This is a genomic window from Thiomonas sp. TH-17 (genome assembly GCF_057473305.1).
Genome location: NZ_JBYCKI010000097.1, coordinates 26244 through 39973, shown reverse-complemented (window position 1 = coordinate 39973; position 13730 = coordinate 26244). Strand labels below are relative to the sequence as shown.

The 13730-nt window shown below is 64.4% G+C and carries 9 protein-coding genes and 1 riboswitch; of the genes, 5 read left to right on the top strand and 4 right to left on the bottom strand.

The genetic code is table 11. The features are described from left to right. A partial coding sequence (locus AC2VLV_RS06245; RefSeq protein WP_486989147.1) for an ATP-binding protein occupies positions 1-593 on the top strand: 593 nt, incomplete at its 5' end. Between the two features lie 263 nt (positions 594-856). Here AC2VLV_RS06245 and AC2VLV_RS06240 read toward each other — a convergent pair. From AC2VLV_RS06240 to AC2VLV_RS06230, 3 genes are all read right to left on the bottom strand, one after another. After that, the gene (locus AC2VLV_RS06240) at positions 857-1645 is read right to left on the bottom strand and encodes a glycine zipper 2TM domain-containing protein (RefSeq protein WP_486989146.1); all 789 of its coding nucleotides are present in this window, start codon (positions 1643-1645) and stop codon (positions 857-859) included. 158 nt (positions 1646-1803) lie between these two features. Next, positions 1804-3081 carry an O-acetylhomoserine aminocarboxypropyltransferase/cysteine synthase family protein gene (locus tag AC2VLV_RS06235; RefSeq protein ID WP_486989145.1) on the bottom strand — a complete coding sequence of 426 codons (1278 nt, stop codon included), beginning with the start codon at positions 3079-3081 and terminating at the stop codon, positions 1804-1806. Between the two features lie 76 nt (positions 3082-3157). Further along, a complete protein-coding gene (locus AC2VLV_RS06230; RefSeq protein WP_486989144.1) occupies positions 3158-4030 on the bottom strand; it encodes an AraC family transcriptional regulator in 873 nt (290 codons plus the stop codon). 246 nt (positions 4031-4276) lie between these two features. Between AC2VLV_RS06230 and AC2VLV_RS06225 the strand changes: the two genes are divergently transcribed. The 4 genes from AC2VLV_RS06225 to AC2VLV_RS06210 all read left to right on the top strand — a co-directional run bounded on the left by AC2VLV_RS06225 (position 4277) and on the right by AC2VLV_RS06210 (position 10793). Then, on the top strand, positions 4277-5779 hold the full coding sequence (locus AC2VLV_RS06225) for an efflux transporter outer membrane subunit (RefSeq protein WP_486989143.1): 1503 nt from the start codon (positions 4277-4279) through the stop codon (positions 5777-5779). Between the two features lie 66 nt (positions 5780-5845). Then, on the top strand, positions 5846-7030 hold the full coding sequence (locus AC2VLV_RS06220; protein WP_156053591.1) for an efflux RND transporter periplasmic adaptor subunit: 1185 nt from the start codon (positions 5846-5848) through the stop codon (positions 7028-7030). Positions 7031-7045: 15 nt separating this feature from the next. After that, on the top strand, positions 7046-10174 hold the full coding sequence (locus tag AC2VLV_RS06215) for an efflux RND transporter permease subunit (protein WP_486989142.1): 3129 nt from the start codon (positions 7046-7048) through the stop codon (positions 10172-10174). Between the two features lie 190 nt (positions 10175-10364). Beyond that, complete coding sequence (locus tag AC2VLV_RS06210) at positions 10365-10793, top strand: DUF3597 domain-containing protein (RefSeq protein WP_486989141.1); 429 nt, start codon at positions 10365-10367, stop codon at positions 10791-10793. Positions 10794-10835: 42 nt separating this feature from the next. On the opposite strand, the gene metH is transcribed toward AC2VLV_RS06210, so the two are convergent. Then, positions 10836-13574 (bottom strand): methionine synthase, encoded by a 2739-nt coding sequence (gene metH / locus AC2VLV_RS06205; protein ID WP_486989140.1) that lies wholly within the window; start codon positions 13572-13574, stop codon positions 10836-10838. A gap of 44 nt (positions 13575-13618) precedes the next feature. Further along, a riboswitch (S-adenosyl-L-homocysteine riboswitch) is annotated at positions 13619-13696 on the bottom strand. Positions 13697-13730: the final 34 nt, after the last annotated feature.

Below are 13730 nucleotides of genomic sequence, written 5' to 3'. Positions count from 1 at the left end.
CCGAGTTCGATCGCGCCGTGCTGGAGAGCCTGCGCGAGCCGCTGGAAACCGGGCGCATTCATATTTCCCGCGCGGCGCGGCAGGCCGAGTTTCCGGCGCGGTTTCAGCTCATCGCGGCGATGAATCCCTGCCCCTGCGGCTATCTGGGGCATGCCACCAAGGGCTGCCGTTGCACGCCCGACCAGGTGTCGCGGTATCAGGGGCGTATCTCTGGCCCCTTGCTCGACCGCATCGACATTCAGGTCGAAGTCGGTGCCATTGCGCCTGACGCGCTGTTGCAACTGCCGCAAGGCGAAACCAGCGTGCAGATCGCCGCTCGTGTGGCTGTTGCCGCTGATCGGCAACAGGCGCGGCAAGGGGCGCTCAATGCCCAGTTGCAGGGCGCTGAACTGGATGAGCACTGCGCCCTCGATGCCGCCGGCAGCGCGTTTCTGAGCCAGGCGATCACCCGGCTGGGGTGGTCTTCACGCGCGGCGCATAGGGTGCTGCGGCTGGCGCGCACCATCGCCGATCTGGCCGGATCGGAGCACATCGCCCTGCCTCATCTGGCCGAAGCCATGCAGTTGCGCCGCGCCTTGGCCGCCGCGGCATGACAAAAAAAAGCCAGGTGCGTTGCGCACCTGGCTGGAAATGCCCGGATCGGGGGGAGAGTCTGTAGAGCAGACTACCGGGCAACTTGGAGGGCCACAGGATCGAGCATGAACTCAAGCCACGTAGCACCAGTTCTGTTCAGGAAAAAAGCAAAAAGTTCAGTCCATTTTGTAACGCTCTATCTTTCCCGTCAATCATCCGCGAACAGTGTGGCGACCCCCCGTAAACAGGCGGTGTTTGGCCGTTAATAAATAGCGTGGAGACTCTATTGAATCGGGTTGAGTCCGCCGTCAGCGCCAATCTGCACGCGCTGCCCCACGGGAGGGGCGACCTTGAGCTGAAGCGTCTGTACCTGACCGTTCTCCAGGCGGACTTGCACGTTGTAGACCGTCTGCGCATCCACCCGTTTGGCAATTTCGTTGCCCGCGAGGCCGCCGCCGATGGCGCCAGCCACGGTGGCCAGCTTGCGTCCGTCACCGCCGCCGACCTGATTGCCCAGGATGCCGCCGATGAGTCCCCCGGCGATCACGCCCACCGGGTTGGTCTGCTGCGACTGCACCTGCACCGGGGTGACCGCGGTCACGGTGCCGCAGTTATTGCAGACGGGCTGCTGCGGTGCGGCCGGTACGGGCGCGGTTTGCGGTGCAAACTGTTGGGGCGCGAAGGTCTGCGGCGCGGCTGCCTGCTGCGTCACGGGGGTGGGTTTCGGGGCGGCTACGGGTTGTTTGACCACGGGCTGTGGCGCGGGCACATGGGCCACCTCGGCGGCAGGCTTGGGTGCAGGCGCAGGCGCGGCCGCAATGACGGGAGTGGCGGCCGAGGCTGCAGCTGCGCGAGCCAGCGGCGCACTGGCGGGTTGCGACGCGGCGGCCAGTGGTTGGATGGGCGCGGCGACTGCAGAGGCTGCGGCGACTTCGGGCTTACTGCCCGAGCTATCGCTGAGCTTGTAAAGCACCGCGGCCAGCAAGGCCACGATGACAGCGCCCATGATGAAAACCGCGATCCAGACGCCTTTTCCCGTCGTGGCTGGGCCTTGCGGAGGAATGGATGACATATTGCTCTCCCGTGAATCCAATGAAATGTGTGCGTGTTTAACGCAACAGAACGCCGGTTTGACGACAGCCGCCCGCCGCGCATCAAGGAAACGCCGGGCCGCCCCAAGTTTTCTTGACCCCCGCGGGGGGCAGGTCGGCGAGCCGACCCTGGGGGCGCTCAATGGCCGATGGCCCCCAGCGCCTGATCCAGGTCGGCGATCAGGTCGTGCTGGTTTTCGATGCCGATGGACAGCCGCACCATGTCCTCGCTCACCCCGGCTGCTTCCAGTTCCTGCGCATTGAGCTGGCGATGCGTGGTCGTGGCCGGATGGCAGGCCAGCGACTTGCAGTCGCCGATGTTGACCAGCCGGGTGAACAGCTTGAGCGCATCCTGAAAACGCGCTCCAGCCTCGCGACCGCCTTTGAGGCCGAAGCTCAAAATGCCCGAGGCGCGGCCGTGCATCAACCGCTGGGCGACGTCGTGATCGGGATGGTCGACCAGCCCCGCGTAGCGCACCCAGGCGACGCGCGGATGCTTTTGCAGGTGCGTGGCGATGTGCAGCGAGTTGGCGCAGATGCGGTCCATGCGCAGCGGCAGGGTTTCGATGCCTTGCAGAATGAGGAAGGCGTTGAGCGGAGACAGCGCCGCGCCCATATTGCGCAACGGCACCACGCGGGCGCGGGCGATGAACGCGGCGGCGCCGAACTGCGCTGTGTAGCTCACGCCGTGATAGCTCACGTCGGGCTCGACCAGTAGCTTGAAGCGGTCGGCATGTGCGACCCAGTCGAACTTGCCGGAGTCGACGATGGCCCCGCCCACGCTGTTGCCGTGGCCGCCGAGGTATTTGGTCAGCGAGTGCACCACGATGTCGGCGCCATGCTCGAACGGACGGCAGAGGTAGGGCGAGGGCACGGTGTTGTCCACAATCAGCGGCACGCCGGCGGCGTGCGCCACTGCGGCGAGCGCGCCGATGTCGGTCACGTTGCCCAGCGGATTGCCGATGGTTTCGCAGAACACCGCGCGGGTGCGGGCGTCGATCAGCCGGGCAAAGCTGGCAGGGTCGCGCGGGTCGGCGAAGCGCACCTCCAGTCCCTGCCGGGGGAAGGTGTGGGCGAACAGGTTGTAGGTGCCGCCATACAAACGGCTGCTGGAGACGATGTTGTCGCCCGCCTCGGCCAGGGTTTGAATCGCCGCGGTGATGGCGGCCATGCCCGAAGCCACCGCCAGCGCCGCCACGCCGCCTTCGAGTGCCGCGACGCGCTTTTCCAGCACGTCGTTGGTTGGGTTCATGATGCGGGTGTAGATATTGCCCGCGACCTTCAGGTCGAACAGATCGGCGCCGTGCTGGGTGTCGTCGAAGGCGTACGACACGGTCTGGTAAATGGGTACGGCGACCGAACGGGTCACGGGATCGGGGCTGTAGCCGGCGTGGACGGCCAGGGTTTCGAATTTCATGGGAAGGTCTCCGGTCGATATGGGTCAAAGCCTAATGGGCATTTGGCGCAAATCCAAGGATCGAATCGTTTGAAGCTTATGCCTCTTGATCTGCAGCGACGCGAGGATTTAAGGCTGCCTGCTTGCGCTGCTGCGTCTGGAAGTAGGCCGATGGCGTGGTGCCCAGCGCCTGGCGGAAGGTCTTGATGAAGGCGCTCACGCTGTCATACCCCAGCGACAGCGCCACATCCTTCACCGCCCGGCCGGTGGCCAGCCATTCCAGCGCCTGGGTCAGCCGCGCCCATTGCCGCCATTGGGCGAAGCTCATGCCGGTTTCCAGCACGAATTTCCGGCTCAGCGAGCGGGCGCTGATGTCGGCCCAGCGCGCCCACTGCTCCAGGGTGCGCGCGCTGGCGATATTGTCGAGCAGGGCGCGGGCGATGCTCAGCAGCCGGGCGTCCTGCGGCCAGGGCAGTTGCAGCGGACGGGCGGGCGACTGGCGTAACTCATCGAGCAGCACCAGCAGCAGACGCATGCGGGTGAGATCGAGCGGGGTGTCGTGCGGCCAGCTCAGTGCCTTTTGCAGCACCAGCGCCACCAGCGGGTTCACCGGGTAGCTCGTCGGTTCGGCCGGCAGGTCGCCGCAGAGCTGCGGCGTGAGAAAGGCGCCGAAACCCGCGGTCGGCCCGTAAGACAGCACCGCGTGCTCCACGCCGGGCGGCATCCAGCCGATGGTTTGCGAGGGGGAAAGCTGGCGGCCCTGCGCGGTTTCCACGATGACCAGACCCTCGGTGAGCAGAAACAGCGTGCCGCGGGCGTGGCAATGGGTCTCCGGGTCCATCGCGAGCTGATTGCGCACATTCACCGCGATCAGCTCGGCGCCGCCCAGGTGATTGATGCGGGCGAGCAACTCGGCCTCGCTGCATTCGCATTCAGTTGACGTTGACGTAGGCGCGGTGTGGTGGGGCATATTGGCGTATTCGTGGCGTGTTTGCGATATTCATTGGCATAGTAAAGCAACCCGGCCATATCGTCCTCCTCTAGCATCCATCTCGTTCGTCCCGTGCAATCGGGGGAGCGCACCCGGCAGAAATCGCTAGTGCCTCCTAGAATCAGCCGACCTTTGATCCGCCAGCACCCTGCTCACAGGCGCATAGCGCGGTGAAAATCGTCTGGTTCGTCTCCCCCATTGCCTTCCGCCTCTCCGGACCGCCTTATGCAGAATTTGCCCGCGACCCCTCGCGTTTTATGGATTGCCCTTGGCGCCGCCCTGCTTGGCGGCTGCACGACGGTCGGCCCCGATTTCCATACGCCCAAGGCGCCCTCGGTTCAGCAGTACACCCGCGAGGCCTTGCCCGCGCAGACCGCATCGGCCCCCGGCACGCTGGGTGGGGCGCAGCGCTTCCAGACGGTCGAGCGCATCGCGCCCGACTGGTGGCGGGCCTACGGCTCGTCTCGCCTCGATGGCTTGGTGGACGCGGCGCAGCGCAGCAGCCCGACGCTGGCCGCCGCCGAAGCCACCCTGCGCCAGGCGCAGCAGACTTACCAAGCGCAGGCCGGCTCCACGCTCTATCCCACGGTCAACGCCAAACTGGGCGCCAGCCGTAATCAGGCGAATGCAGCGAGTTCGGGGCAGTCAGGCGACCGCACCACCACCTACAACCTCTACAACGCGAGCATCGCCGTTGGCTACAACTTCGACCTGTTCGGCGGCAACCGCCGCGCGCTCGAAGCCCTGGCCGCGCAGGCCCACTATCAGCAGTACCAACTCGACGGCGCCCGGCTGACACTGGCGGCCAATGTGGTTACGGCGGCGTTCACCCAGGCGCAGCTTGGGGCGCAGATCGACGCCACCGAAGCCATCCTCAAGGCGCAGCAAAACCAGCTCGACATCGCCCGCAAACGCTTCGCCCTCGGCGCTGCGGCCCGTACCGATGTGCTGACGCTGCAAACTCAGGTGGAGCAGACGCGCGCCAGCATCCCGCCGCTGCGCAACAAGCTAGAGCAGACCGATCATCTGCTGGCCGTGTTGCTCGGTCAGGCGCCGGGCGCGGCCGATATTCCCCGGTTCACCCTGGCCGACTTCAGCTTGCCGCAAACGCTGCCCGTCGTCGTGCCGTCCGCGCTGGTGCAGCAGCGCCCGGACATCCAGGCCAGTCAGGCGTTGTTGCACGCGGCCACGGCGCAGTACGGCGTGGCGATTTCCAACCTTTATCCGCAGATCAATCTCAGCGCCAGTCTGGGCACGCAGGCGCTCACGATGGGCGCCTTGTTCGGCCCGGGTTCAGCCGTTTGGTCGCTGGCCGGCAGTCTGGCTCAACCCCTGTTCAACGCCGGTTTGAAGGCCGGTGCAAACGCCGCTGAGGCCAGCCTGCAAGCGGCCGGAGCCAACTATCAGCAAACCGTGCTGCAGGCCCTGCGCAATGTGGCCGATGCCTTGCGCGCGCTCGACAACGACGCGCAGACGCTGCAGGCGCAGGCCGCAGCCGATGCGGCAGCGCAAGAGTCGCTCAAGCTCGTCGATCAGCAATACCTGCTGGGCGCCGCCAGTTATCTGCAGTTGCTCACCGCGCAGCAGCAGGCGCAGCAAACCCGCATCGGCCTGATTTCGGCGCAGGCGCAGCGCCTGGCCGACAGCGCGGCGCTCTATCAAGCCATGGGCGGCGGTGTGCTGGGTGAGCAGAGCGCGCCCGTCGCCACCGCGTCGGCCAGCAAGTAAGCCTTCAATATTCCCTCGGTATTCCCGATCAGTCCCCCTACAAAAGCCAGTACACGGAGTTCACAGATGACCAAAGGCACCACCAAGCGCATGATCATCATGCTCATCATCGCCGCCGTCCTGATTGGGGGGATGGTGTGGTTCCAGCACTTCAAGGGCACCATGATTGCCAAGGCGATCAAGGGCATGTCCAACCCGCCGCAGACGGTTTCGACCATCGTGGCGCAGGAGTCATCGTGGCAGCCCACGGTTGAAGCGCTCGGTAATCTGCGCGCCAGCCAGCAAGCCTCGCTCAGCCCGCAGATCGCGGGGGTGGTCACCGCGATTCATTTCCGCTCTGGCGAGAAAGTGCGCGCGGGCCAAGTGCTGGCGCAGATCAGCGACGCCCCGCAGCGCGCCCAACTCGCGCAACTGCAGGCGCAGGTCGGGCAGTTGCAGGCTCAGCTCAATCTGGCGCAAATCACGCTCAAGCGAGATGAAGCGCAGCTCAAGGTGCAGGCCATCAGCCAGGCCGTGGTTGACACCGACCGTGCCAATGTGACCAGCGTGCAGGCCCAACTCAAGGCGCTGGCCGAGCAGATCAATGCGCAAAAGGCGGTGCTGGCGCAGGCCACTGTCACCGCGCCGTTCTCGGGCGTGCTGGGCATTCGGCAGGTCAACCTCGGCCAATATCTGGCGCCGGGTACGGCGGTGGTCACGCTGCAGGCGCTCGATCCGATGGACATCGACTTCACTGTGCCGCAGAACCAGATTGATCTGGTGCATGTGGGCATGAAAGCGGAGCTCACCACCAACGCGGCGGCAGGCAAAACCTTTGAAGCCAAAGTCATTGCGGTCGAGCCGCAGATCAACACGGCCACGCGCAACCTCACGGTGCGCGCCCGCATTCCCAACCCCAAGGGCGAGCTGCTGCCCGGCGTGTTCGCCACGATACGACTGACCGATGGCGCGCCGCACAACTACATCACCCTGCCCAATGCGGCCGTGGCCTACAACCCGTATGGCGCGACGGTCTATCTGGTCAAGGACGAAGGCAAGGGCGCCGACGGCAAACCCAAGCTGGTGGCCGAACAGCGCTTTATCACCACCGGCCTGACGCGCGGAGATCAGGTGGCCGTGCTCAGCGGGCTGAAGGCCGGTGAAACCGTGGTGACCGCCGGGCAGCTCAAGCTGCGCAATGGCGTCCCGGTGCTCATCAACAACAGCGTGCAGCCGTCCGACAACCCCAACCCGCAAGTGCCCAATTCCTGAATCGGCTAGAGCGCGATGAACAAGAAATTCACAGACATCTTCATTGATCGTCCGGTACTGGCCGTCGTGGTCAGTCTGGTGATCCTGGTGCTGGGCCTGCGCTCGGTCGGCCTGCTGCCGGTGCTGCAATATCCGTACACGCAGAACGCCGTGGTCACCGTCACCACCACCTACCCCGGCGCCGACGCCAATCTGGTGGCCAGCTTCATCACCACGCCGCTGGAAAACGCCATCGCGCAGGCCAACGGCATCGACTACATGACGTCGAGCAGCGTGCAGAGCAGCAGCACCATCACCGCCAACCTGCGGCTGAACTACGACCCCGACAAGGCGCTCACCGAGATCAACACCAAGGTGAACTCGGTGCTCAACCAGTTGCCTGCCGCGGCGCAGAAGCCGGTGCTCACGGTCTCCATCGGGCAGACCATCGACGCCATGTACATCGGCTTTTACAGCGATGTGCTCAAGCCCAATCAGATCACCGACTACATCACCCGCTCGGTGCAGCCCAGGCTGCAGTCGGTCGACGGCGTGCAGACGGCGGAGATTCTGGGCGCCAAGAATTTCGCCCTGCGCGCCTGGCTCGACCCCAACAAACTCGCTGCCTACGGCCTCACCGCCGCCGATGTGTATTCGGCCCTGGCCGCCAACAACTATCTCTCGGCCACGGGCAACACCAAGGGCCAGATGGTGCAGATCAATGTGTCGGCCAACACCGATCTGAAGTCGCTCAGCGGCTTCCGCAATATGGTGGTGAAGACGGTTGACGGCCAGGTGGTGAGGCTCGATCAGGTGGCCAACGTCACCCTCGGCTCGGACGACTACGACAGCTCGGTGGCCTTCGATGGCAAGTCGTCGGTGTTTGTCGGCATTCAGGTGGCGCCCGGCGCCAACCTGCTCGACGTCGTGGCCCGCGTGCGCAAAGTCTTCCCCGATATTCAGCAGCAATTGCCCTCCGGCTTGCAGGGGCAGATCGTGTACGACTCGACCAAGTTCGTCACCTCCTCCATCGACGAGGTGATCAAGACGCTGATCGAAGCCGTGCTCATCGTCACCGCCGTGGTGTTCATCTTCCTCGGTTCGCTGCGCTCGGTCATCATTCCGCTGGTGGCCATCCCGCTGTCGATCGTGGGCACCTTCACCATCATGCTGGCGCTGGGCTACTCGATCAACCTGCTCACCCTGCTATCCATCGTGCTGGCCATCGGACTGGTGGTGGACGACGCCATCATCGTGGTCGAGAACATCAGCCGCCACCTCGAAGAAGGCATGTCGCGGCATGACGCCGCCGTGCGGGCCGCGCGTGAACTGGCCAACCCCATCATCGCCATGACCATCGTGCTCGTGGCAGTGTATGTGCCCATCGGTTTCATGGGCGGCCTCACCGGCGCGCTGTTCACCGAGTTCGCCTTCACCCTGGTGGGCACCGTGGTGATCTCGGCCATCATCGCGCTGACGCTGTCGCCCATGATGTGCTCCAAGCTGCTCAAGGCGCCCGATCCGCAGAGCCATAGCTGGCAAGACCGGCTGGTGCTGTTCCTCGACCGCACTTTCGACCGGCTGCACCAGCGCTACGAGCGCACCCTGCACGGCTCGCTCAACTTTCTGCCGGTGACGGCGGTGATGGCGGTCATCATTCTGGGCTCCATTTATTTCCTCTACTCCACCTCCATGTCGGAGCTGGCGCCGCAGGAAGATCAGGGCGTGCTCATTGCCGTGTCGTTCAACAGCCCGACGGCCACGCTCGACCAGCGCGCGCTCTATGCCAAGCAGGTCTATGACGTGTTCAAGACCTTCCCCGAGACCGACCATGTGTTCCAGCTCAACACGCCCAGTCAGGTGATCGCCGGCATGGTGCTCAAGCCCTGGGATGAGCGCACCCGCACGGCCACGCAGATGCAGCCCGAGCTGCAGCAAAAGCTCAGTCACATCGCAGGCAGCCAGATCGCCGTGTTCCAGCCGCCGCCGCTGCCGGGCTCGCGCGGCCTGCCCATCCAGTTCGTCATCACCACCACCGAACCGGCGGACAAGCTCTACGACGTGTCGCAGAAATTCCTGCAAGACGCGCTGAAATCCGGCAAGTTCATCTTTCTGCAGTCTGACCTGCGTATCGACCTGCCGCAGACCCGCATTCACATCGACCGCAACATGGCCGCGCAACTCGGCCTGACCATGCAGGACATCGGCTCGGCGATGTCGGCCATGCTCGGCGGCGGTTACGTCAACTTTTTCGAGCTCGACGGCCGCTCCTACAAGGTCATTCCGCAGGTCGAGCAGAAGTACCGCCTCAATGCCAGCCAGCTGCAGCACTACTACATCCGCACGGCAAGCGGGGCGATGGTGCCGCTGTCCACCGTGGTGCACCTGACCTCAAGCGTGCAGCCCGAGACCATCAACCACTTCCAGCAGCTCAACTCGGCGACCATTCAGGGCGTTTCGCTGCCCACCATCGCCCAGGGCGAGGCGCTGGACGATCTGGTGGCCTTGGCCAAGCGCACCCTGCCGGTCGGCTACAGCTACGACTTCGCCGGGCCGTCGCGCCAGTTCGAGCAGGAGACCGGCGGCCTGGTGCTGACCTTCGGTTTTGCCATGATCATCATCTTCCTGGCGCTGTCGGCACAGTTCGAGAGCTTCCGCGATCCGGTCATCATTCTGGTGTCGGTGCCCATGGCGATCTCGGGCGCGCTGCTGTTCATCAACCTGGGCATCGGCCACGCCACCCTCAATATCTACACCGAGGTCGGGCTGGTGACGCTGATCGGCTTGATCTCCAAGCACGGCATTCTCATCGTCGAGTTCGCCAACAACCTGCAGCGTGAAGGCCGAAGTAAACGCGAAGCCATCGAACACGCCGCAGGCATGCGTCTGCGCCCGATTCTGATGACCACCGCCGCCATGGTGCTGGGCGTCATGCCGCTGATCTTCGCCAGCGGAGCGGGCGCGGTCAGTCGTTTCAATATGGGTCTGGTCATCGCCACCGGCTTGTCCATCGGCACCCTGTTCACCCTGTTCGTCGTGCCTGCGATGTACATGCTGCTCGGCGCCGATCACAGTCACGAGGCGCGCGCCCAGGCACTACGCGACGCCGAAGCCCAAGACCCGCTGGCGCACCCGCCTGGCGGCGGCGCCTCCACGGTGCACTGATCGGCGCCATTGAAAAAGCCGGCTTCGAGCCGGCTTTTTTCTTTCGGTCTGTCCGTCATCAGGGGCGGGGCCCAGCACGCCGATTTGTAAAAAATCCCGGCGCAAGTCAGGAAAGGGCGCGGGCAAGGGCGGGATTGTCATCCTGAGCCGATAGGATGTTCTCTCCGTTGAAACTACTGGAGTAACAACCATGAGTCTGTTCAAGAACATTCTGGCGAAACTGGGTTTTGGTGAAGCAGAAAGCGCGGCGCCCACTACGGCTCCTGTAGCCCCCACGCAAGTTGCGGCCGCCAGTGCCCAGCCCGCAGATGCCGCTTCCGCCGCCTTGGCTGCGGCAGCGCCTGTGCCCACGATGACCGAGGTTGACGTGGTCGCCAAGCTCGACGGACTCGCCGCGCTCAATCCGGAAAAATTGAACTGGAAAGTCTCCATCGTCGATCTGATGAAACTGCTCGGCATGGACAGCAGCCTGGCGCAGCGCAAGGAGCTGGCTACGGAACTCGGCTGCCCGGCCGACAAGATGGCGGATTCGGCGCAGATGAATATGTGGCTGCACAAGACCGTGCTGCAAAAGCTGGCCGAAAACGGCGGCAACGTGCCCAAAGAGTTGCTGGACTGAGCTGCAGCAACTCGACGCAACAGATCGACGCAACGACTTGATTCAGGCCTTGGCTGGTGCCAACGCCTGAATCGCCACCGACTCCAACGGCCGACCGGCTCTACGTTCCCAATCGGCCTTCTGGTCGTCACCCACCGCGCCGACGTTGAAGTATTGCGCTTCCGGGTGGGCAAGATAAAAGCCGCTCACGCTGGCCGCGGGCAACATGGCCCAGCTCTCAGTTAGCGACATGCCGATGTCCTGCGCTTGCAGCGCGGTGAACATCTCCCCTTTCACCGAGTGTTCAGGGCAGGCGGGATAACCCGGTGCCGGGCGGATGCCTTGGTACTTCTCGGCGATCAACTCGGCGTTGCTCAGCGATTCTTCCGGCGCATACGCCCAGAACTCGGTGCGCACGCGCTGGTGCATGCGCTCGGCCAATGCCTCGGCCAAGCGGTCGGCCAGCGACTTGAGCATGATGGCGGAATAGTCGTCGAGGTCGGCGAGGAAGGCTTTTTCCTTCGCCTCCACGCCCAGCCCCGCGGTCACGGCGAACACGCCGATGTAGTCCGCCGCGACGCCCCTGGGCGCGATGAAGTCGGCCAGCGCGCGGTTCGGTCGGGGCACGCCGTCCACCACCGGGCGCTCGGTCTGCTGGCGCAGGCCATGCCACACCATCAGCTCGGTGCTGCGGCTCTCGTCGGTATAGAGCGCGATGTCGTCATCGTTCACACTGTTGGCCGGCCATAACCCGATGACGGCATGGGCGGTGAGCCAGCGGCCTTCGATCAACCGCTTGAGCATGCGTTGCGCGTCGCTGTACACCCGGCGGGCGGATTCGCCCACGATGTCGTCGGTGAGGATGTCGGGAAACTTGCCCGCCAGATCCCAGGTCTGGAAGAACGGCGCCCAGTCGATGCGGGCAGCGATCTCGGACAGGTCGTAGTTGCGGAACACGCGGCGGCCGATGAACTTGGGCGCCGGAGGGGTGTAGCCCGACCAGTCGATTTTGGTTTTGTTGGCGCGGGCGGCGGCCAGCGGCACCAAGGGCGTCACGCGCTTGTTGGCATGCAGAATGCGCACCTTTTCGTAGTCTGCCTCGACTTCGGCGATATAGGCCGCCGCCTGATCTGAAAGCAGGTTCTGCGCCACGCCCACGCTGCGCGAGGCGTCGGGCACATAGACCACCGGCCCTTCGTAATGCGGGGAGATTTTCACCGCGGTGTGCACCCGGCTGGTGGTGGCGCCGCCGATGAGCAGAGGCATCTTGCGGCTGCGGAAGTAATCGTCGCGCTGCATTTCGGCGGCCACATGCTGCATCTCCTCGAGGCTGGGGGTGATGAGGCCGGACAGTCCGATGAGGTCCGCGCCTTCTTCACGCGCCTTGGCCAGAATGTCCTTGGCGGGCACCATCACGCCCATATTCACCACTTCGAAGTTGTTGCACTGGAGCACCACGGTGACGATGTTCTTGCCGATGTCGTGCACGTCGCCCTTCACTGTGGCGATCACGATCTTGCCCTTGGCGCGCACATCGCAACCGGCGGCCTGCATTTCCAGCTTCTCGGCTTCGATATAGGGCAGCAGATGGGCCACGGCCTGCTTCATTACCCGTGCGCTTTTCACCACTTGCGGCAGGAACATCTTGCCCGCGCCGAACAGATCGCCCACCACATTCATGCCGTCCATCAGCGGACCTTCGATGACGTGCAACGGCCGCCCGCCGTCGGCGCGGATGGTCTGCCAGACCTCTTCCGTATCGTCGACGATGAAGTCGGTGATGCCATGCACCAGCGCGTGGCTCAGGCGCTGGCGCACCGGCAGCTCGCGCCAGGCCAGCAGGGCGGTATCGTCCTTGGCTGCACCTTTCGCGGATTCGGCCACTTCGAGCAGGCGTTCGGTGGCGTCTGGGCGGCGGTTGAGCACCACGTCTTCCACGCGCTCGCGCAACTCGGGGTCGAGGTCGTCGTACACGCCCATTTGCCCGGCGTTGACGATGCCCATATCCATCCCGGCCTGAATGGCGTGATACAGGAACACGGTGTGGATGGCCTCGCGCACCGGCTCGTTGCCGCGGAAGCTGAAACTCACGTTGGACACGCCGCCCGACACCTTCGCGCCGGGCAGGTTTTGCTTGATCCAGCGTGTGGCGTTGATGAAATCGACCGCGTAGTTGTTGTGCTCCTCGATGCCGGTGGCGATGGCGAAGATGTTCGGATCGAAGATGATGTCTTCCGGCGGAAACCCCACCTGATCGACCAACAGGCGATAGGCGCGCTCGCAGATCTGCGTCTTGCGCTCGAAGGTGTCCGCCTGCCCCTGCTCGTCGAACGCCATGACCACGGTGGCCGCGCCATAGCGGCGTAGCAGGCGCGCCTGGCGAATGAACTCGGCCTCGCCTTCCTTCATGGAGATGGAGTTCACCACCGCCTTGCCCTGCACGCAGCGCAGCCCGGCCTCGATCACACTCCACTTGGAGCTGTCGATCATCACCGGCACGCGGGCGATGTCCGGCTCGGAGGCCATGAGGTTGAGAAAGCGCACCATCGCCGCCTTGCTGTCGAGCATGGCTTCGTCCATATTGACATCGATGATCTGCGCGCCGTTTTCCACCTGCTGCCGTGCCACGGCCAGCGCCTTGTCGTACTCCCCGGCGAGGACCATGCGGGCGAAGGCTTTGGAGCCCGTCACATTGGTGCGCTCGCCGATGTTGACGAACAGCGAGCCGGGGCCGACGATGAGCGGCTCGAGGCCGGAGAGTTGCAGCGGGGGCAGGGCGGGGGCGGTTGCGTCTTGGGACATGGGATCTCGATCAGTTGTCAGCCTTTGTCACCGCGCGGGTGATGAAGGGATGAGCGCCGTTGAGACCCCAAGCCTGACACCTGTCGCACACTTCGTGGCAGGCGCTGCAACGCTCCTTGGAGCAGAGTATTGTAAATATCAACATGAATGAGGCGC

Coding starts and splice junctions, on each gene's coding strand:
- AC2VLV_RS06240 (WP_486989146.1), bottom strand. CDS start 1,645: ATGTCATCCATTCCTCCGCAAGGCCCAGCCACGACGGGAAAAGGCGTC.
- AC2VLV_RS06235 (WP_486989145.1), bottom strand. CDS start 3,081: ATGAAATTCGAAACCCTGGCCGTCCACGCCGGCTACAGCCCCGATCCC.
- AC2VLV_RS06230 (WP_486989144.1), bottom strand. CDS start 4,030: ATGCCCCACCACACCGCGCCTACGTCAACGTCAACTGAATGCGAATGC.
- AC2VLV_RS06225 (WP_486989143.1), top strand. CDS start 4,277: ATGCAGAATTTGCCCGCGACCCCTCGCGTTTTATGGATTGCCCTTGGC.
- AC2VLV_RS06220 (WP_156053591.1), top strand. CDS start 5,846: ATGACCAAAGGCACCACCAAGCGCATGATCATCATGCTCATCATCGCC.
- AC2VLV_RS06215 (WP_486989142.1), top strand. CDS start 7,046: ATGAACAAGAAATTCACAGACATCTTCATTGATCGTCCGGTACTGGCC.
- AC2VLV_RS06210 (WP_486989141.1), top strand. CDS start 10,365: ATGAGTCTGTTCAAGAACATTCTGGCGAAACTGGGTTTTGGTGAAGCA.
- metH (WP_486989140.1), bottom strand. CDS start 13,574: ATGTCCCAAGACGCAACCGCCCCCGCCCTGCCCCCGCTGCAACTCTCC.